The following is a 22,296-nucleotide window of genomic DNA, read 5'->3' as shown; positions in this document are numbered from 1 at the left end:
TCTAATTATAAATATTCGATTACATATGAAAAATCCCTTTAAACAGAAACGAATTCCTCATCATACGTTATAAAGGGATTGTTAGTACCTATATTTACTGATTTATTAAAATTTTCCCTACACAAAAATGATACAGTTCTTCAACATCTTTCACTATGTAAGTCGCACTAACTTCAGTCAGTTCTTTCTCACAGCCATAGCCATATAAAACACCAATTGAAACAATTCCATTCTGATTCGCACCTATTATATCGTGCTTTCTATCACCAATCATTATCATTTCTTCTTTATTTAGTTCTTCATTTGTTTGTAAAATATGAGCAATTATTTCTTCTTTTTTTATTCTCGTACCATCTAAATTACTTCCAATGATATCTTCGAAATAATTCGTTAATTGAAAATGCTCTATAACTTGTTTCGCAAATACAGTGGGCTTTGAAGTAGCTACGAATATGCGATTTCCTGAACTTTTTAATTGTTGCAAGAGCTTCAGAATCCCCTCGTATACATTATTTTCAAACAATCCACGCTGCTTTAAATACTCACGGAAGTAAAAAACTGCACGTTCAACCTCTCCTTCACTCATATTATATCTCTCTACGAATGATTGCTGAATAGGAGGACCTATAAATGAATCTAACTCACTTATATGTACTTCTTCAATTCCTACTTTTTTTAACGCATACAAAACCGAATTTACAATCCCTTCTTTCGGATCCGTTAAAGTTCCATCTAAATCAAATAGAAATGTTTTATACATGTTTCATTCCTCCACTTAATTTGCTGTATAAATAACTGCTAACATCTCTTCCACTTCTCCTTATTATACTATCATTATCTATTTTTTCGAAAAATCAATTTCCATATGTCACATACTTTCAGTTACAAAATACGATAGATATGATAAAGTAAAAAAGTTACAATTATTTTAATAGAAACTGGTGAAACAAATGTCAATTACGTTAATTTTTATAATGGCTTTCACAATTGTAATCCACGCAGTTGAAACAAGCTCTTATAGTATTCGATTAGCGGGGGTTCGTTTAAAGAAGATTGCTGTCGCATTATCCGTCGTAGGAATCGTATTACTCATTTCAAGAACGTCAAACTTACTACAAGCCTTTTTACTTGGCGGGATTGTGGACGAAGCAAAACTAGATCCTTCTATTGATTTAGAGCATATTATACGTCTTGTACTATTATCTGCTTCTATCGGTACATTGCTTGCGATTATACTGTATCCAACTTTGACAAAACTATTTGGATATGTCATTCAAAACTTTGAAACAGACGGTTCTTTCATTCGAATGATGAAAACGAATAACATTCAAAAATTAAAGTACACAAAAAAATATGTCCGCTTTCCAAAGTTAGAAATGATTCATAGACTGCGTATCGGTGGTATTCCAAAGCGTATTATGCTTATTAACATGTTTGCTACTGCTATTTATACAGCGGGAGTTCTTTCCGCACTATATGCTTCTTTTTTAATTCCAGCTTTCGCAACAAAAGCCACTACAGCTTCCGGTCTTATTAATGGTTTTGCTACTATTTTATTAACAGTGCTACTAGATCCACGTATTGCTCTTTTAACAGAGCGAGCTCTTCAATCAGAAGAAGGTGCTGAAGCAATGAGTAAAATGTATGCTTGGCTAATGATTTCTAGACTTTTTGGTACATTACTAGCTCAACTGTTATTCATACCAGGTGCTTACTGGATTACATGGATTATAAAGCTTATGAATTAAATTTACTCTCTAAAAAAAAGCAGGTGAGATAACAAATGACTATACAAACAGAACAAGATATCATTCGCTTAATAGAAAACGACGAATGGATGATGAATGTATTACAAATGGCAAAATCACTAGAGTTACCTGATTGGTGGGTTTGTGCCGGCTTTGTTCGTTCTAAAATTTGGGATACTTTACATGACTATGAAGCTAAAACGGCTATGCCTGATGTTGATGTGATTTATTATGATAGTCTACATCAAGATGAGATATACGAACAATCATTAGAAACGAAATTAATGAATATTGATGCTACTATCCCTTGGTCTGTAAAAAATCAAGCTCGTATGCATGTAGTGAATAATATGCCACCATATTCTTCTTCTGTTAATGCTATTTCTAAATTCCCTGAAACAGCAACGGCTTTAGGAGTTACACTTGATGAACTAAACAATGTTATATTAACAGCCCCATGTGGTATTGAAGATGTCCTTTCGTTACAAGTGAGACCAACAGCTCATTTTCTTAAATCGAAAGAACGATTACATATGTACAAAAACAGAGTTATAAAAAAGAATTGGCAAAGTAAGTGGCCTAACATCACAATCACATATCCAGAAATTTAGAAAGAGTGCCTCTCATTTATAGAAGCACCCTTTTCTTCATTTCAAAAAATGTATGACTGTTTCTGCAAATCTATCTGCTTCCTCATAATGAGGTGAATGACCGCTCTCTTCAAATACGATATACTTGCCGTTTCGGGCATCTTTATTAAATGTTTTAATTTGTTCTTCACACGTTACTACATCATGTTTTCCTACTATTAATAACATTAGATTTTGTACATCTTTTATTTTTGATAATAATGATGTATGACATGCTCCCTCTAATTTTAATCTATCAAAGTGCATTTTGGAGCGATTTGAAAATATTTCCCACTCTTCATCACTGTATAAACTCTCATCTGTCCTATCTTCCTTATTATTGTAAATCTCCATTCTTTTTTCTTCTAATTCAGCGCTTAATCTTATATAAGCTTCTAACAACTCTTCTGAACTAGCATCGCTAGATGAATAAGCAAAGCACTCTTTTGCTACTTCTTCTTTTCCATACTTTTTTAATAAATGCCCTGTCTTTTGCAACAAAGCTCTACTTGTTAATGCAAAATCAAAAGTTGGTCCTTCAAATATTATTTTCTCTATTGAACTTGGATATATCGACGCATAAAGCAATGCTACATATCCACCGAAAGAATGTCCAATTATAGACCACTTCTCAATTTGTAATACTTTTTTTAATTCCTCACAGTCTTCAATCAAATCATTTAATCCAAAAGCTTCGTCTTCAGTAATTTTTTCTGAACGACCAACACCTCTTTGATCTATCATAATTACATGTAGAGAATCTTTTAAACGTTCCGCTTGATTGAAATGAAAAATCATAACAACTCTCTCCTGGTCCACCATGCAAGTATAAGACTGGCTTATTTTTAGGATTTCCATGTGTTTCAACGTATAGCTTTTTCCCTCTAATATTCATATACTCTCCTGTTTCTATCAAATTCGCCATAAACATCACCATCTTCTTTTTTTACTGAATAGTATAACATTTATTGTTAAATAATCCCTATTACATTTAAAAAGACGATAATGATTGCGAGCGGTGCTACAAATCGAAGTAAAAATGCCCAACAAGTAAATACTTTCTTTCCATAATTTCCACCTACAAAAAACTCTGCTTCTAGTACCTTCTTTTCCATTTTGAATGAAACGAAAATACTAATAAATAGTGCTCCAAGTGGCATTAATATATTACTAGATAAGAAGTCTACTGCATCAAAAATATTCTTTCCGAAAATCGTAATATCACTCCATACTCCAAATGATAACGCTGATGGTATACCTACTAAGAAAATGCCGAAACCGATCAGCCATGATAATTTCGTTCTCTTTTCTTGTTCACCATTTGCTAATGCTGAAACAACAGTTTCTAGTAGAGAAAATGCCGATGTTAATGTCGCAAATGTAAATAGTGCAAGGAATACTGTTAAGAAAAATCCACCGAATGGGATTTGACTAAATACAGATGGTAATACGATAAATAGTAATCCAGGTCCTTCTGTCGGCTCCATTCCTAATGAAAATACGGCCGGAAAAATGGCAAGACCTGCAAATAAAGAAACAAATAAATTCAATCCAACAATTGTTATTGCTGATTTTGGTAAACTTTCTTTTTTATTTAAATAGGAACTATAGGTAACCATAATTGAAATCCCGATACTAATTGCAAAGAATGATTGCCCCATTGCGAACAAAATACTTTCCGAAGTAATCTTTGAGAAATCTGGTTGTAAGAAAAACTTCACACCTTTCATAGCATCATCAAGTGTTAACGAACGAATAATAAGAGCGACAAATAAAACGAACAATGCTGGCAACATATATTTACTTGCTTTTTCAATTCCGTTTTGTACACCCTTTGATACAACCCATATCGTAATGAACATAAAAGCGAAATGTCCCATAATAGCCCAAGTGGGATTCCCAATTGTTTCAGTAAATAATGCTCCGTAATTTTGTCCCGGTGCAATTAGTTGTCCAGTAATTCCTCTGAATAAATAAATTAACACCCATCCACCTACAACACTATAAAATGAAAGTAGTATAAAACACGTTCCAACACCAAGGCGTCCAATCCAGTGCCACCCTGTATTTGGTGCAATACTTTTAAATGCGCCAACTGCTTGTTTCTGCGTACTACGTCCAATCATAAATTCAGCTATAAGTAGTGGTAATCCAATTAATATAGTAAATAATATAAAGATTAAAAAGAATGCTCCTCCCCCGCTCTTCCCCGCGATATAAGGAAACTTCCATATTGCGCCAAGTCCAATTGCTGATCCTGCTGCAGCCATTATAAAACCTAATTTCGAAGTCCATTGCTCCGTTTGTTTCATCTCATTTTCCTCCTAATTAAATCTTTTTATATAGATAAATAAATTTTATAGACCTATCCAAATAAACCCTCCACTTCTTTTTCCATATAATAAAAAAATGGCCTAGCATCTCTATATAAAGAGACGCTAAGCCATTTACTTAACGCGGTACCACCCTTATTGATTCCATTATGAATCCACCTTAGTAGTAATCGTTTGATTACAAACCTAATATCGAAGGTTAACCGTTAAGATTTACTAAGAATGTGATTCCGTTCCACCTTACTGCTCCTAGGCGAGTTCAGGATGTCATTTGACTATGTCGCACCAACCCATAGCTCTCTGTACAAATACATGACCTTACTACTCCTATTCAACACATTGTAATATTTAGAATATATTTTCTTTTGAAATTAATATGAAGTATATCGGTTATATTTGTAACTGTCAAGGGGTATATTAATTTTTTGTCGAAATGGTTCATATTGATAACTCACTTTTACTAAGCTTATTAGCAAAAGAAAGAGTCTATATTTTCATCTTTTCAAACGAACTATAAAAAGAATCTTCGCGATAATCGCGAAGATTCTTTTTACGGTATAAGACGAGTACAATCTCTCGGAAAAGCACTCGCCTCTCGTACATTTGTTAATTCTAATAGTTTATATACAATCCTTTCTAACCCAATTCCGAAACCTCCATGCGGGGGACAACCGTATCGGAATGTATTTAAATAAGATTGAAATTTCTCTGGGTGTAATCCTTTTTCTTTAAACGAAGCGAGTAACATTTCATAATTATGAATTCGCTGTGCCCCTGACGTTATTTCTAACCCTTTATATAATAAGTCGAATGAATCAGTAATAGCTGGATTCTCTTTATTTTGCATCGTATACATCGGTCTCGCTTCTTTCGGATAATGTGTAATGAAAACAAATTCACTATTATATGTTTCCTTTACATATTTCCCTAGTAACTTTTCACCTTCTGTATCTAAATCCCCTACAGGAGATTCTTTACGATACTTACTTTTCAAAATTTCTTGTGCTTCTAACAATGTAATTTTAGGTATTTCAGTAATAACAGGTACTTCTATTTGTAATAGTTGTAGTTCTATTTCACATTTTTTCGCTACTTGTTGAAACATATATCGTAAAACATCCGTTTCTAGTTGCATCACTTCATAAAAATCATGAATAAAACCAAGTTCTACGTCTAACGATATATATTCATTCAAATGACGGGAAGAATTATGATGTTCCGCTCTATATACAGGTGCAATTTCAAAAACTCGTTCTAACCCACCTGCCACCATCATTTGCTTATAGAACTGTGGTGATTGTGCTAAATAAGCTTCTTTTTGGAAGTATGGAAGCTTAAAAACATTTGCTCCTCCTTCTGCCCCTTGCGAAACAATTTTCGGCGTAAAGATCCGTGTGAAATCGTTCTCTATAAGAATTTCACTAAAGCTCTGAACGAGTGTAGATTTCACTTTAAAAATCGCTGCGGTTCGCTCATGCCTTAATGATATTACTCGCTCATTAAGTAGTTGATCTAAGCCCACTTGTAACTTCTTTTTATTTATTTCAAATGGAAGTGGTTCTGCACCGTTTATTACTTTCACTTCATGAGCAAGTACTTCAACACCCAATTCTGTTTTCGACGTCTCGACTATTTCACCGATTACATGGACAACACTTTCTACATCAACTTTATATCCAGCCAATCCATTCTCTAATACACATTGAATTACTCCTGTTCTGTCCCGTAATAATAAAAAACTAACATTTCCAAGATGCCGAATTTTTTTTACCCATCCTTGAAGTAATACAACCTTTCCACTTTGTTCCATACATTCTTTTGTGAGTGAACGCTTCATTATTGAATTCATTATTTTTCCCTCCAGTAATTTTATATTTATTTACGTTATTGTTGTCATCGTCATCATCCACGGTCACTCACCCCCTTTCAAAGAATACAAAAATCCGCCCCTATAAATAGGGACGGATTTTTTTCCGCGGTACCACCCAAATTGTCATACTGACCATCTTAGCCCTGATAACGGTAGGTACCGTTTGCTTTTACTAATAATCACGTTCAAAGCAACACTCACAGGTGTCTTTCCATCATGCGGTATCACAACCTTCTCAGCAACCGGCTGCTCTCTGTAGACCTTTGCACCATGTACTTTTCCTGATCATCACTTTTTATATTTACAGAGTATTCTAACTTATCGCTTTATAAAATGCAAGAATTTTTTTGAAACATTCTGATTTTCTAACTCCTAACTGCTTCTAAAACGGGAAAAGTTAATTTTGTAATACATATTCTTATGTATCAAATCCGAAATTACACATCTAATATTTTCCCAATTTTTACATAAAAACCGTATTTTTCACGCATATTAATAAACAAATTTAAAGCGAGGTGTGCATATGCAAAAAGCAATTAGTTTCTTTCTCCTATTGTTTTGCCTAATTGTAGTAAACGAAACATACGCCTATTCACCAAAATCTTTACCAATCTCTCAAAACTCTGGTCAATGGCTAGTGAATATTGATAAACCGAAAAAAACAAACAAAAATATGCTTCAAGCTAAAAAAAATGAATTTCAAACATATCATTTTTCAGTAAAGAATATCGGGAATAGTGAAGTATATAACGTAAACGTCGAAGTATTCCGCAACGAACCAAATAAGAAAACGAAATATGAACTCTTTTCCCTAAAGGAAAGTCGTTTAGCAAGTGGAAAAACTGGATTTGAACACGCTAATTTACCTGTTGCTACAAAAGCGGATGAGGTTGATGTTATTATTACATGGCAAGAACACCCATTCCGATTGATGCGAAATGGTCAAAAAGTTGAATCTAGAAAATTTAAAGAACATTTTGTTTTTAAAGAAGCTAAAAAGTAAATGGGATACGGATATATTCACACTATCATTGATATAGCTTTATTTACTAGTACCAGTTCGTAAGCAAATTAAAAAGTCGTGGCTTATAATGCCACGACTTTTTATATTAATTCGTACTAATGCCTCTCGCTGCCCAAATACGATCGATATCAGCAGCATGTTGTCCGCCATATAAAAGAGCATCTGCTTGCTTAATCGCTTTTGCTCCATCACTGAATTTAGAGTTTGGTGTTAATGACCAGTGTGATTGTAAAATGATTTTTGTTGCTACATCACGGCCAAAAGCTTGTGCCATTTCGTATTGACCTTGTGCCCAAATTTCACCATCATCATGCACTTCATTCGTTATATCTTTCGGATATACTTTATTCGTATCTAATCGGCGTAAGCATGTTGGATCTGAACTAGAGTAAGCTGTCGCATCCCATTCTCCAACACATGCTTTTCCGTATCCTGTAGTCGATACTGCATCTTCATATGTAGCACCTAAGAAGTCGCCAAATCCTTCTCCCATCGCTCCGCCTTCTGCTGAACTACCAAAGCCAGGAACTTGGTTATCTTGAATCGAATGCCCATACTCATGTGCGATAATACCAGCATCTTCTGCATCATCAACACCGCCAGTACCGAAAGTTAAAGCTTTTGTTGATGGAGAATAGAATGAATTATCATCAGTTGTACCATTAACATTCACTTTTATCGAACGGTTATTAATATTTTTAAAACCTAACCCTTGAATGTAACGCTGTAATGTATCGATATGATAATACGACATCACATCTTCAAAGCTATCATTTGCACGTGTATAGTTAAATTGTAAATTCGTAGATTTTGTTTTCGCTTTTGAAGAAATCGTTACATATTCTCCAATTAAAAATCCTGTTCCATCTAAACCTTTTAACGTAACAGTTTTCAGTTGGTTCGTTAGAGCTGTTGAATCTGCATCGTTATTATCTTTTAAGCCTACTTTACTACCGCTAGATACTACTGGGTTAGGTAAAAATACTTTTCCTGACCCTTCAGCTTTTCGGTTTATATCAACCTTTTTAATTAACTTTCCATTTTCTGCATCAATAAATGTTTCCCATGCACCAAATGGATTATTAGAATGGACTACAACTTTATATACTGGACGAGCCATTCCTTCTTCAACAATATATCCGAATTCTTTCTCTGTAGGAGCCCATAAGTTTTGCTCACTTGCTTCTCCAACATACGCCATTGATTTTTGTATTGCATCTTTTTCACTAATTTTTGTCGTTACTTCCTTCACACCTGTAACAGGCTGATAATCAGAAACAGCGAGTACTCCCTTTCCTTCTCCGTTAAGAGTAACTGTAATTTGTTTTGAAAATACAGGAGCACCGTTAACAACTTGTTGGAACCTAACATATGAAGCTACTGACGTTTCTGTTGTAGAAATATATTGCAAGTCTGAAAGGTCTGCCTTCAATCCATACTGCGCAGCATTTTCTTTTAAATATTCAGTTGCTTTTTTCTGTGGCGAATAAGCTTCTAACTTTACTTGCTGTTGTTTTTCCAATGCCGAAACCGTAGAAATCGTCCCCATTACTAACGGCACAGTCATTGCCATTGCCACCATTTTTTTATTAAACATAGAACCACTCCCCCTAATAAAGTAGCTCAACCTTATCCCGTTACCACTCAGCAATCATTCTCCACAAAATGGAGGGATAAAAATTGAATCTAGGAGTAATTCTCTATGGACAATTCTATTACCTTTCCATTTGAGGTAAGTGAAATTTTCTCAATATTTATGTGTAAAGTGAAAACAATACTGTAGAAATATATTTCTACAGTATTGTTTTCGGTACGCTATGAAAAAAGAAAATTGCTAGTAATCCTATCGAATGTATAGTCAAATAAATTCTAATCATACAAAAAAGGAAGTTGGAATCATTCCAACTTCCTTTTTTCTTTAATTAGCCGCACTTAATTTAATTCTAAGTTTTGTCTCACCTAAAGAAAGTTCATCGTCTTCGTTCGTTAAGTGACCAAATGTAAATTGTTCAACGAGTAAGTTTTCTTCCAATAAATCTTTATGGTTCGTTAACGTTCGCTGTAGCTCTACTTCTGTATCGAGAATAACATCGACTCGTAAATTAACTGGTAAATTCAACTGTTTACGATATTCTTGAACCGCACGAATGAATTCACGCGCTACTCCTTCTTGTAACAATTCTTCCGTTACATTCGTATCTAACATAACTGTGTATTGTCCGTTAGTCGTATTAGAGAATCCTGATTTTGCAACTTTCTCAACTAACACATCTTCAGCAGTTACAACTACTTCTTCTCCTGGTGTTGCTTCGTAAACTGCTCTTCCTGTTGATACAAAGTTTTGCACTTCTTCTTGTGATAATTGTTTTAGCCAACCATTCACTGCATTCACATTTTTACCGAACTTCGGCCCCGCTGTTTTAAAATTAAGCTTCAATTGATATGATGTGTATTTTGTTTCATCGAGTTCAACATGGAACGCTTTTACATTTAACTCATCCATAACGATATCACGATAAGATTCCCAATCCATATCATTCTCGTTATGCTCAAGTAATACAAATTCTGCTAGCGGCTGTTTTACTTTTAAAGAATGCTGATTACGGTTACTTCTTCCAAGTTCAACAACTTGTAAAACAGCATCCATTTCCGCTTCTAATTTCGGCTGAAGTAGTAATTCATTTACAACTGGATAATCAGCTAAATGAACACTACTTCCTTCTAAATTAAGATGAATGTCTTCCGCGACAAACGGTGTGAATGGTGCAATTAATTTACTAATTGTTACAAGTACTTCATGAAGTGTCTCATACGCAGCAGCTTTTTCAGCGTTCATACCAGATTCCCAGAAACGATTACGTGAGCGTCTTACATACCAGTTACTCACTTCATCTACAAGTGCTGCAATTTCACGAGCTGCATTCGTAAATTGATAATCATCAAGTGCTGTTCTCACTTTTTTCGTTGTACTATGCAATCTTGATAATACCCATTCGTCTAATTTCGTAAGCTTTACATTATACGTTTCTTTCGGATTATACTCATCTAAATTTGCATATAAAACGTAGAAGCTATACACATTGACTAATGTATCTACAAATTTAGATTTCGCTTCCAGTACTGTTCTTTCAGAAAAACGCTTCGCATTCCACGGGGCACTATCAACAAGTAAAGCCCATCTTAGCGCATCTGCACCAAACTTATCTACTAAATCAACTGGGTCTAGTGCATTCCCTTTACTTTTAGACATTTTCTGTCCTTCTTCATCTAAGACATGCCCTAATGATAACACTCGTTTATACGGTACTTTTCCTGTATACAGTGCTGAGACTGCTAATAAACTATAAAACCAGCCGCGTGTTTGATCAATTCCTTCTGCAATAACATCCGCTGGAAACTGCTCTTCAAATAACTCTTTATTTTCAAATGGGTAATGATATTGTGCAAATGGCATAGAACCACTATCAAACCAAACATCAATTACTTCTGGTGTACGATTCATTGTTCCTCCGCATTTCCCGCAGCAGACTTGCACTTCATCTACATAAGGCTTATGCAATTCCAAATCTTCTGGTGTTTCGTTCGTACTATGCTTTCTTAATTCAGCAATGCTTTTCGGTGCGAACTGATGATTACAACTTTCACATTCCCATACGTTTAATGGCGTTCCCCAATATCTATTTCGGCTAATATTCCAGTCCACCATATTTTCTAAAAACTTACCAAATCGTCCATGTTTCATATGATCCGGATACCAAGTAACAGAATCATTATTTTGTAAAAATGTATCTTTAATTGCAGTTGTTCGGATTAACCAACTTTCTCCTGCATAATAAAGTAGTGGTGAATCACAACGCCAGCAATGCGGATAGCTATGTTCATATTTTTCTTTATGATACAGTAAACCTTCCTTCGCTAAATAACGAACGATATCCACGTCACAATCTTTTACAAATTTTCCTTTCAAAAATGGTACTGCTTCTGTATACTCACCTTTTTCATCTACAACGTGCAAGAATGACAATCCTTCACTTTGAACGACTCTATAATCATCCTCTCCATATGCTGGAGCAATATGAACAAGTCCTGTACCACTATCTGCTGTTACAAAATCTGCTGCGATAACGCGGTAACCATTTGTAACTTCTTTCATCGGAAATGGTGCTGCATAAGATGTGTTTAATAATTCTTCGCCTTTATGAACAGATAATACTTCATAATTCTCTTTTAATACTTCTTGTACACGTTCTTTCGCAACAATATATACATGACCTTCTTGTTTTGCTTTAACGTATTCCATATTTGGATGGACAGCAAGCGCTACGTTTGCTGGAAGTGTCCAAGGTGTCGTTGTCCAACCTAAGAAATACTCATTTTCACTATCTTTCACCTTAAACTTCACAGTTGCACTTAAATCTTTTACTGTTTTATACCCTTGTGCAACCTCATGTGAGCTCAATGAGGTTTGGCAGCTTGGGCAGTATGGTGAAACTCTATGTCCTTTATATAACAATCCTTTTTCATGGATCGTCCCCAAAATATGCCATACACTTTCGATATATGGATTCTCTAAAGTTACATATGGATCATCCATATCTACCCAATAACCAATACTTTCAGTGAATTCACGCCACTGCTTTTCATATGTGAAAACACTCTCTTTACACTTTTGAATAAATGGTTCAATACCATATTCTTCGATCTCATTTTTACCAGAAATACCAAGTTGCTTCTCAACACCTAGTTCTACAGGTAAACCGTGTGTATCCCATCCTGCTTTTCTTACTACTTTATAACCAGCCATCGTTTTATATCTTGCTACTAAATCTTTAATTGCCCGACCAAGTGCATGGCCGACGTGTGGTAAACCGTTCGCCGTTGGTGGCCCTTCATAAAACACAAACGATTGCGCGCCTTCTCGATTCTGAATTGATTGTTCAAAAATGCTTTGTTCGTTCCACTGCTTACGAATACGTGTTTCTCTCCCTACAGCTGACTCTTTTACATCTACTTTCTTCATCTACAATCACTCCTTTGAATGTTTTAAAAGCACACAAAAAACCCGCCCCTATGAAGTAGGGACGGGTTTACCCGCGTTACCACCCTAATTCTATTAGCTTTTCACTAATAGCGCTTAGCAACGTACTATCATACGTGTTCTTTGTAACGGTAGACATCCGTCCGGGCTTACTCACTTTCAGCCTCGGCTCCTCGGAGATGATTTTCAAATAACTTCTGCCCACCGGCTTTCAGCAATATACCGGCTCTCTGGAGAACAGTTCACTATTTTACTCTTTCTCGTCTTCAGATTTGTATACTTTATTAAAAGTTATTTTATGCCATTTGACAACTAATTGTCAACTAATTCAAAATATATTCTTATCCTTATCCCCTATTCTTATACAATTACTTTTCAAATTCTCGCAATGCTGCTAAATTTTCATCATCCTCAATAAGTTCAACAAAGAATCCCGAGTCATCCTCACGAAGGACAATTTCAAGCTCTTCCTTCGCCTCTTCATTTCTATTTAACTGTGCTAAATAACAAGCACGATCATATCTTGCTAACAAATCACTTGCATCCATTGTTAATACTTCATTTGTTATTTTTTCTGCCTTTAGTGTTTGGCCGGCACCATGATATGAAGACGCTAAAGAAAGAAGAATTACTGTTTCATTTGGATGATGTATAGAAGCATTTTCTAATACTTGAATTGCCTCTTCAAACCTTTCTTGACTTTGATATATTTCTCCTAAAGCAAGAAATGCTCTACTTACGAACGGTGTTTGCTCCGTTAATTGTAAGGTAATCTTTTCTGCTTTTCTTTCTTCCCCTGCTTTAAAGAATACTTGTGCTTGCAGAAGAAGAGTATCATAATCATCTGGTAGTTCTCGAACCATTTGCTTCGTTAATTCCAAAGCATCTCTTAACATATCTTCTTCCTCGCACTCAACGAAAAGATTTACAAGTTGCTTCGCTACTTCATAATCCCATTTATTTTCTAGTGAGGTGTGCAGAATGTCTATCGCTTCTTTATTCATCTCTACATTCTCATAAAATAGCGCAAATCGCTGTGCTGCCATACTATTTTTCGGATTTAACTTTAAAGAGATTTCATATAAATCAATTATCATAGTAACCATTGAAATTTCTTTCGCACGATTTTTCATACGATAAAAAGCTCTCGTAATGATAGATCGTTTCGGCTGTTCATGCAGCTGGCGTTCAATCCATATTTCCGTAACCGCAGCTGCAGCATACATGAATGCTGTACTTCTTTCTGCTTTTTTCACCTTTAACATATGAAGAAAATCTCGTATGTTAGACAATTTTTTATGTTGCTCTACTGCTTTTACATAAACATCAAATATACGTTCATTATCAAAATCTTTTTGTATTACTTTCATTGCAACTTCAATTGCTTTTACATTTCTTTTTTTCACTAATACTTTTGCATAATGATATAGAACTTCTATATGCTCACCATCTAATTGTAGCGCGTATTCAATCTGTGCTTGTTCTTTATCTATTTCATTCATCGCACCATGCACATATGCAATCGCATCTAAACGCCATATTTCAGGTACTTCTTCCGCTAATTGTTCTAGTTCAGTCAACAATTCTTCCTGAAGATTCATATCTACTGAAAGCTGTGCCAAATATTCCATATTAATATGCAACGGCTCTTCTTTCATCGCCTGAACCATATGACTTTGTTCTTTAAAACGGTTTTCTTCTTTTTCGTATATTTCCGCAAGCTGTAAATGTACACCTACGAAATTCCCATCAAGCTCTAAACATGTTTCATACGCTTGTTTTGCTTCCGTCAATTGTCCTAATGCCATAAGTGTTTCACCAATTCGGTAATACGGTAATGCCGTTTCCTTTTGTTCTATCGCCTTACTATATCTTTTCATCGCTTGGCCGTACTGTCCAATAGATTCATATAAAATACCTGCATAACAACCGTACTCACTTACTTCATTTCTTTCTTTGTGTAACGTTCTTAAAAACGCTATACCTCGTTGTACAAATTCCGTTCCTTTAATTCGATTCACATATTCATCTAACGCACTTGCTACATTATAATCACTTTTCTTTATACCATTTTCTAACTTAGATAGCGCTACTTTAAACCCTTCTTCATTTCCACCAAGTTCAATTTCAGCATCCCATAAAACCATTCCTGCATTCATGAGGAAATCTTGGCTCTTTTCAATTTGCTTCTCAAGACCAAGAATATATTCTTTTGCTTCCTTGTATTGTTCTCTTGCCATATAAACTTGTGTAAGTCCGAAGTGAGAATAAACATCCTCATCATTTTCTTCTAAAGCACGATTATACAATACTTCTGCTTCTTCCAAGCTATCATTTTGAAAATGATAGTCACCTAATTTTACGTAAAGAGATGCTTTATCATCACAATTCTCAATACCGTTTAATAAAATTTCTTTCGTACTTTCCTCATCCTTCAAATCAGATTCGTATATTTCCGAAAGTTTTGTATAAATGTAAGGTGCATTACTATCCAAATGAATCGCTACTTTAAGCCCTTTTATTGCTAAATATAATTTTCCTAGTTGATGTGCACATCTCGCTCGTTCATACCATACATGTGCTTCATATTTATATTCTTTTAACAAGTCATTAAAGATTTCATATGCTTCTTCATATCTTTCTAAATCTATTAATATTATACCGTGATTCGTTAAAGTAAACCTTTCAGGACTACGCTCTAACGCAACTTGAGAGTATTGCAATGCTTTTTCAGATTGATCAATATACATATAGGATAAAGCGAGAAAACTCCAAGCAATAGGCTGATCTGCGTCTAATTGTAACGATGAACGAAAGCTTGAAATTGCTTCTATATAACTTTCCTGCTCAAAAGCATATCTTCCATTTATCAAATGATATAATGCACGATTATTTTTCTTCTCAACGCTTGTCAGCATTTGCTCGGCTTTGTCTACTTCCTGAAGACGAATAAAACACTGTGCACCATGCAATTTAACAAAGTCCGAGTTCGGAAACTTTTCCATTAACTTATCGATACAATATAAAATAAATTCTTTATCTACTTCAACATCTAAGTGCTTTATCGTATATAACCACGTATTTGGATTATCACTCGTTTCTTTTAAAAATTGTACTAAGTTACTAATTCCCTCTTTGTCATGTTCATCTAAATGATCCGTAAGAGAAAAAATAGATTTAAAATAACGATTTTCTTCTTCACTTAGAAACGCTAGTTGCTCCTTCTTTTCTTTCGGAACAAACGTGATTGCTAAACAGCCTGTATAACGATATTTTTCTTGTAATTTACTATATTCCACAAGAACTGGTTCTATAAAGTTTGGATCTTGAACATAGAAAGCTTGCAATGTATCATCATATCCAGATAGAACTTGTACGTGTGAAGCATGCTCAATATCTATACTTAATAAAACAGGAATTCCTTCGTCAATCAGTCTCTTATAATTCTCTTCATTCCCTTTAAAATAACGATATTCATAACCTAATTCTTCTAAATAAGAAACAGTATCTGAAAACTTCGAACCTGTCATATCAAAAATAAACTCTGCTATTTCATCTTGTGTACGTTTCTCTCCCCATATACGCAACATCATCTCTAAACTTGTCGGAACACAATAATTATCCTTTTGTACAATAGGAACTATCGGCAAGTGAACCTTTTTTCCATCCGGATTTTTTTCTAAATTATGATATAAAGATTCTTTTAAACTCTTTTCTTCTCTTAATAGCTTTTGTAAATCTGCAAACTTATTCATTTTGTACAACGCTTCTGCACGTAAATGTACAAAGTAAGTATTATAGGCATGATATGGCAGCTGAGTATTTATGTTATCTATTACCGCTAACATTTCTTCATATTGCTCTAAATCTAATAAATACTTTACCTTCTCAAAATGAAAATATGGTACTTGTGGAAACTTTACAATCGCATCATCAATTAACTGTATTGCACGTTTTTGTTCCCCTTTATTCGCATACAATTGTGATAATAAATAGGTAGATAACTCTTCACAATCTTCATGCTGTATGCCAGCAATAAATTGTTCTTCCGCTTTCTCCCATTCACCTGTATGCATATAAACGTAGCCCCATTTATCAAAGACTGCACGTGTACTGTACTCCTCTGCTTTTTTCATATACATTAGCGCTTCTTCGTTTCGTTTCATTTCTAAAAGACATCGTACTAACGTAAAATATGTTTTCGCTAAAAAATCTGCATCTATTTCTTCTTTACCTAACTCTTCTAAAGAAGATTTTAACAACTGCTCTGCTTCAAGAATTTTTCGCTCATCAATTAACTCATCACAATATAAAGAGAGCGTTCTCATATTTGGGAATTTTTTATAAGCGTAGCGAATGAGAAATGAACTGCATTGGTGCATAAGCCCTTCATCAGTAAGGCGAATTAATATATCAAACTCCTTATGCGAAGGAATATTGGCAAGCCAATTCTTCACATAGGATAAAGTATTCGTTTCTTTTATATATGCAATTTCATTATTTATTTCCTGTAATCCGTCTACAAATCTCTTATCTTTCAAACAAGTTTCTAATTGCTTAAAATCTAGCATGCATTCACCTCGAATTTATATTTATACTGCTACTTGCTTAGATTTTACACACCATATAGTATGTATTCAACTAAAATCTCTTATAATGGATGGTATTAATTAATATTATTCAAATTTATAACAAAATATAGTAAAAACGATTGCTTTTCTCTGTATTTTGTTTGATTATATGGAATAACGTAACATGCAGTTTTGATCTTGTAAAAGCTGAACTTAGTACATAAAATTATATCGCCGATAATTCAAATATATCAGCGATTATATGTCGAATACCGACTTATCGACATTAAACGACAATTCTTATATATCATACCTTTTAACATACTATGTCACCAAATGTAATTTTCATATTCGGAGCGTACACTAAAGAAGAATGCACATGAAATATTTTGTAAAATCGGAGTTCAGCTTCATATTGAGCTAGCGCATTATCATATGTTAATCCTCTGTCTATTAAACATTCTATAAATTGCTGCTTATCACCCGGATTGCCTGCAATCCCCTCTTCTTTTAATGATTGATACAAATCGTTTTTATCATTGTGATGCATATTTGAATCTAAAAAGTTCACTTTATCGCTTACTCTACACTCAATATTTTTCACACCTAATTCACTTAAATATATCGGTATTTTCATGCCTATATTGCCATCTTTACCATTTCTTTTCGTATCACTTTCAAATAATTTCTGCAAAACACCTAACTGAATAAATTCTGATTGTTTCTCCCCATCTAAAGAGTATGAAGACATATTTGATATCCAATGTGGTTCAAAACAGATTATTTTTCCGCCCTTTTTAATTGAATGTATCATTTTTTGTAGCATCGTTTTTGGCGAACTCATATGTAATAAGAAAGCATGACAGATTGCTATATCGTATTTATCGTTCAGTTCAATTTCTGTAGCATCTTCCTCAATAAATTCTGATTCATACGGGAGGGAACGAAACAACTCTCTCGCTTCAGCTATTAATGCTTCTCCGCTATCAATGCCTGTATATGTTGATCCACCTGGAAGTAACGGCAACAAAACTAACCCTAAATAACCATATCCACAGCCATAATCAACAACATGTACTGGATCAGAAATCTTCCAAACTGAATTCACTAGAAAACTTACATAATCGCTATTGTAATATAAATCTCTCGTGTTTTTTAAATACGCTAGTTTACTGTTCCAATCGTATGTTTCCAACGTCTAACGCCTCCTTTTATATACACCCCTTACAATTCTCCATTTAACAAAAACATTCCTACATTTTAATTCCCCCAGAAATTAGTTTAATAAAGTGAGATTACTACTTACATGGCTCCTATACCAAATAAAAAGGCATACATATCTGTAATGATACATACACCTTTTATGCTACATCTCCTCAGGTGCCTCCACCCCAAGTAAACGTAATCCTTCTTTTAGTACAACCGTCACAGCATAAACCAATGCGAGTCTGCTGTCTTTTTCTTCGCTCTCTTCTAATATACGAACATTACCGTAATATTTATTGAATGATTGTGCTACATCTAATACATATTTCGAAATGATTGATGGCTCATTTTTATTGAAAGCTGCTTCAATTACTTGAGGGAATTTATTAAGTAATTTTACGACACTCCAGCTATGATCATCTTTTAAAGCAAACGTACATGTTTCAAATTCTACACTTTCTTTTCTTAAAATAGAGCAAGCACGTGCATGTGTGTACTGTACGTACGGGCCTGTTTCTCCTTCAAATTTCAGCATGTTTTCTAATGAGAATTCAATATTGTGCATACGCTCATTTTTTAAATCGTGGAAAATAACTGCCCCTACACCGACTTGCTTTGCTACTTCTTCTTTCTGTTTTAAGTTTGGGTTTTTCTCTTCAATATTTTGTTTTGCAAGTTCAATTGCTTCCTCAAGTACTTCTTCGAGTAAAATAACTCTTCCTTTACGTGTCGACATTTTCTTAACATCTTTTAAAATGAAGCCAAACGGTACGTGTTCCATACCATCAACCCAAGTATAGCCAAGTTTTTTTAATACAGTGAAAAATTGATTGAAATGTAAGCTTTGTTCTGGACCAACAACATATAGCGCTTTATCAAACCCATAAGTGTTTTGACGATATAAAGCTGCTGTTAAGTCACGCGTTGCATAAATCGTCGCACCATCTGATTTTCTAATTAAGCAGGGCGGCATTCCTTCTTCTTCTAAATTAACGACTAATGCGCCTTCTGATTCTTCAAGCAAATCATGCTCTTCTAAAATCCCAATAAAATCTTCCATTAAGTTATTATAAAATGCTTCTCCTTGAAAATTAGTAAATTCAACACCGAGAAGTTCATAAATGCGAGAAAATTCTTTAAGGGACTCATGACGGAACCAATTCCAAAGCTCAACAGCTTCTTCATCACCTTCTTCTAATTTCTTAAACCAAGCACGCCCTTCTTCTTCTAGTTCTTCGTCGTCTTTTACCTCTTCATGGAATTGAACGTATAACTTAAATAATTCACGTATTGGATCCTCTTTAACTACTGCTTCATTTCCCCATTTTTTATATGCGGTAATTAATTTTCCAAACTGCGTTCCCCAATCACCAATATAATTGATTCCTACAACTTCATAGCCACATTTTTCAGCGATATGTTTCAGCGAATTTCCTATCATTGTAGAACGTAAATGCCCCATCGAAAAAGGTTTCGCGATATTAGGAGAGGAATAATCAATTACTACTGTTTTTTCACAGCCAAAGTGGTTTTGACCGAACTCTTCTTTTTCCGCTAAAACCGTTTTTAATACTGCATCACTTACAGTTTCACGATTGAAAAACACATTTACATAAGGACCAACGGCTTCTACTTTCGTAAAAAACGGATTATTTAATTTCTCAGCAACTTCCTTTGCGATAATAGCTGGTGCTTTTTTGTATTTCTTTGCTAATGAAAAGCATGGGAACGCTGCATCTCCAAATTCATCTTGTTTCGGTGTTTCAATTAAATCTAAAATTTGTTTTTGCGTTAGTTCATTCGTGAAAATATTAGATAAACTTTCCGCAAACTGCATTTTATAATCCATGATTTAACCTCCTTATTTTTTAAAACACAAAAAACTCGTCTCTAAAAAAGAGACGAGTTTTAACCCGTGGTACCACCCTTGTTGTTCGTTACGAACCACTTTCCCGTTTATAACGAGGACAGGGGGCCTCGGCTTTCTCTACTATTCGTTCAAGAAGCATCTCCGAAGTGCGCTTCATCTTTTTCTTCCGTACTAGGCTCACACCATCCCCAGCTCGCTTTCCTTCTAAAAAAGACTACTCTCTTCATCACAGACAGTATATTTAATTAATTATTGCTTATTATACATCTTTTCAAACAATTAGCAAGGGTCAATTACACCAAAGTGAAACTTAGCACTTTTTCTTTTGTATACGTGAAAATTGTGTTTTTCAAATCTAGAACTACGGAAATGATCTTTTAATACGACACGCTTTCTCGCCACTCGCTTCGCCTCCGCAATTGTTTCATCAGTAATATCATGATACAAAGCGAAGTGTTTTAATCCTTTAATTCCGTCAGATTCTATGACAGTTTCTTCAAACATAGGATCAAGGTAAACGACATCGTAACTATCGTCTTCACATTGCGCTAAAAATGAAAAATGCTCCGTTTGCTTTACTAGGATTCTTTGCATTGCTTCATCGATTTCAGAAACAGATGAAGACCATGTTTTCAAACCATTTTTCATGATATAAGCCATATATTCATTGCCTTCAAGTCCTGTTACTGTTCCACTTTCACCAACAACATAACTAGCTACAATACTATCTGATGCCATACCGAGCGTACAATCTAACACTGTCATTCCGCTCTCTAATTTAGCAGCTTGTACAAACGGATCGTGCTCTCCACGCATTAACCTTTTCACACGAAACATCGCTGAGTTCGGATGAAAGAAAAATGATTCTTCCGTACCTTTCGGATAAATAGCTAATCGGTTCTTTCCTACGACAAGTACATCTTGTTCATACTGCTCATGTAATTTATGCACTGGTATATCATTACGTAAAATAAAAGAACGATTTAATTCTTCTGCTACCTCCTTTGCATATGCTGTCATTTCTTTATTTGTTCTTCCTGCTGTTGTTACGATCATGGTTTCACCTCTATATAAAGAAAAGAGGGAGATTTACTCTCCCCCTTCTTTAGCAATTCTTTTCGAAAGCTTGTTCTAAGTTCGTAATAATTTCGTCCATAGTTGCACCTTCAATTTCATGACGGTGAATGAAGTGAACAACTTCTTTTCCATTTAATAATGCCATAGATGGTGAAGATGGAGGGATTTCTCCGAAGTATTCACGCATTTTTGCGGTAGCATCTTTATCTTGACCTGCGAATACAGTTACAAGATGATCAGGTTGTTTTTCAGCACGAACAACCGCTTGACCTGCTGATGGACGTGCTAAACCAGCTGCACAACCACAAACAGAGTTTACAACTACTAAAGTTGTACCTGATGTATTTTCCATAAATTCTGTTACAGCTTCTTCTGTAGTTAACTCTTCAAACCCAGAACGCACTAACTCTTGGCGCATTGGGATTACCATTTGGCGCATGTATTCTTCATAAGCATTTGACATCTTGTAATCTCTCCTTCAACTTTCATTCCAAATTCATCATATCACGCTCTATTACTAGGTGCAAAAGAAAGATTACGATGATTTCATTTTTTTGTAGGGATTTCACAAACCCCACCGCGGCAATGTCCAACTGGGACAAGTTTTCTATTGTTAGCGATATAATCGTATACTTTACTTCCAAAACCAAGTACGATAGATAGCTTTATAAAAGGAACGGCAAACCAATAAGATGGTACGGCCTTTGCTAATACATTTATGCTCTGAATGCCGTCATACCACTTATTATTTTTAAAAATATACAGTCTTTGTTCCATCTTACTTTGTAGTTCTTGAGAAAGCTCATACTTCTCAACTACATCTTCATCTCGAAATGAAACAAATTTCATCTTACCTTTTTTATCTAATTTTTTCGTACGTTCTGCAACCGCCGTACACATCGGACACCAACTATCATAGAAAACAATCAT

At 34.7% G+C, this 22,296-nt stretch carries 14 protein-coding genes, 1 pseudogene and 4 other annotated features; of the genes and pseudogenes, 3 read left to right on the top strand and 12 right to left on the bottom strand.

What is annotated here, in order from left to right:
• Nucleotides 1-94: 94 nt before the first annotated feature.
• Nucleotides 95-760, bottom strand: a complete 666-nt coding sequence (locus tag ACYFX0_RS13125; protein ID WP_016077785.1) for an HAD family hydrolase — start codon at nt 758-760, stop codon at nt 95-97.
• 190 nt (nt 761-950) lie between these two features.
• Between ACYFX0_RS13125 and ACYFX0_RS13120 the strand changes: the two genes are divergently transcribed.
• Nucleotides 951-1,748 carry a lipid II flippase Amj family protein gene (locus tag ACYFX0_RS13120; protein WP_000028911.1) on the top strand — a complete coding sequence of 266 codons (798 nt, stop codon included), beginning with the start codon at nt 951-953 and terminating at the stop codon, nt 1,746-1,748.
• Nucleotides 1,749-1,783: 35 nt separating this feature from the next.
• Entirely contained in the window at nt 1,784-2,359 is a 576-nt protein-coding gene (locus ACYFX0_RS13115) for a nucleotidyltransferase family protein (RefSeq protein WP_016077786.1), read from the top strand.
• Nucleotides 2,360-2,395: 36 nt separating this feature from the next.
• Here ACYFX0_RS13115 and ACYFX0_RS13110 read toward each other — a convergent pair.
• The 3 genes and pseudogenes from ACYFX0_RS13110 to aspS form a co-directional block, all read right to left on the bottom strand.
• Nucleotides 2,396-3,272 (bottom strand): annotated as a pseudogene (locus ACYFX0_RS13110) (alpha/beta fold hydrolase).
• A gap of 76 nt (nt 3,273-3,348) precedes the next feature.
• A complete protein-coding gene (locus ACYFX0_RS13105; RefSeq protein WP_016077788.1) occupies nt 3,349-4,689 on the bottom strand; it encodes a sodium-dependent transporter in 1,341 nt (446 codons plus the stop codon).
• A gap of 116 nt (nt 4,690-4,805) precedes the next feature.
• Nucleotides 4,806-5,054, bottom strand: a binding site (T-box leader).
• 206 nt (nt 5,055-5,260) lie between these two features.
• Complete coding sequence (gene aspS, locus ACYFX0_RS13100; protein WP_001084710.1) at nt 5,261-6,559, bottom strand: aspartate--tRNA(Asn) ligase; 1,299 nt, start codon at nt 6,557-6,559, stop codon at nt 5,261-5,263.
• A gap of 105 nt (nt 6,560-6,664) precedes the next feature.
• Nucleotides 6,665-6,878: a binding site (T-box leader), on the bottom strand.
• A gap of 225 nt (nt 6,879-7,103) precedes the next feature.
• Between aspS and ACYFX0_RS13095 the strand changes: the two genes are divergently transcribed.
• On the top strand, nt 7,104-7,583 hold the full coding sequence (locus ACYFX0_RS13095) for a hypothetical protein (protein ID WP_081143858.1): 480 nt from the start codon (nt 7,104-7,106) through the stop codon (nt 7,581-7,583).
• Between the two features lie 106 nt (nt 7,584-7,689).
• Here the strand turns inward: ACYFX0_RS13095 and ACYFX0_RS13090 are convergent, their stop codons facing one another.
• From ACYFX0_RS13090 to ACYFX0_RS13055, 8 genes are all read right to left on the bottom strand, one after another.
• Nucleotides 7,690-9,201, bottom strand: coding sequence for a M36 family metallopeptidase (locus ACYFX0_RS13090; protein ID WP_000482263.1), 1,512 nt, complete (start codon nt 9,199-9,201; stop codon nt 7,690-7,692).
• 321 nt (nt 9,202-9,522) lie between these two features.
• Complete coding sequence (ileS, locus tag ACYFX0_RS13085; RefSeq protein ID WP_460270699.1) at nt 9,523-12,624, bottom strand: isoleucine--tRNA ligase; 3,102 nt, start codon at nt 12,622-12,624, stop codon at nt 9,523-9,525.
• 54 nt (nt 12,625-12,678) lie between these two features.
• Nucleotides 12,679-12,918 (bottom strand) — a binding site (T-box leader).
• A 92-nt stretch (nt 12,919-13,010) separates the two neighbouring features.
• Nucleotides 13,011-17,213: a tetratricopeptide repeat protein gene (locus ACYFX0_RS13080; protein WP_460270697.1), complete on the bottom strand. Its 4,203-nt coding sequence runs from the start codon at nt 17,211-17,213 to the stop codon at nt 13,011-13,013.
• Nucleotides 17,214-17,529: 316 nt separating this feature from the next.
• Nucleotides 17,530-18,408 (bottom strand): class I SAM-dependent methyltransferase, encoded by an 879-nt coding sequence (locus ACYFX0_RS13075; RefSeq protein WP_016077792.1) that lies wholly within the window; start codon nt 18,406-18,408, stop codon nt 17,530-17,532.
• Nucleotides 18,409-18,579: 171 nt separating this feature from the next.
• Nucleotides 18,580-20,268, bottom strand: coding sequence for an arginine--tRNA ligase (gene argS / locus ACYFX0_RS13070; RefSeq protein ID WP_460270695.1), 1,689 nt, complete (start codon nt 20,266-20,268; stop codon nt 18,580-18,582).
• A 45-nt stretch (nt 20,269-20,313) separates the two neighbouring features.
• Nucleotides 20,314-20,528 (bottom strand) — a binding site (T-box leader).
• A 40-nt stretch (nt 20,529-20,568) separates the two neighbouring features.
• Entirely contained in the window at nt 20,569-21,345 is a 777-nt protein-coding gene (locus tag ACYFX0_RS13065) for a class I SAM-dependent methyltransferase (RefSeq protein WP_000637432.1), read from the bottom strand.
• Between the two features lie 49 nt (nt 21,346-21,394).
• Nucleotides 21,395-21,829: a BrxA/BrxB family bacilliredoxin gene (locus tag ACYFX0_RS13060; RefSeq protein WP_000063708.1), complete on the bottom strand. Its 435-nt coding sequence runs from the start codon at nt 21,827-21,829 to the stop codon at nt 21,395-21,397.
• An 83-nt stretch (nt 21,830-21,912) separates the two neighbouring features.
• Complete coding sequence (locus tag ACYFX0_RS13055) at nt 21,913-22,296, bottom strand: thiol-disulfide oxidoreductase DCC family protein (RefSeq protein WP_017763087.1); 384 nt, start codon at nt 22,294-22,296, stop codon at nt 21,913-21,915.

The organism is Bacillus sp. NEAU-Y102, from assembly GCF_054788175.1.
The sequence above is the reverse complement of the archived record's forward strand: the minus strand, read 5'-3'. Positions and strand labels throughout refer to the sequence as shown.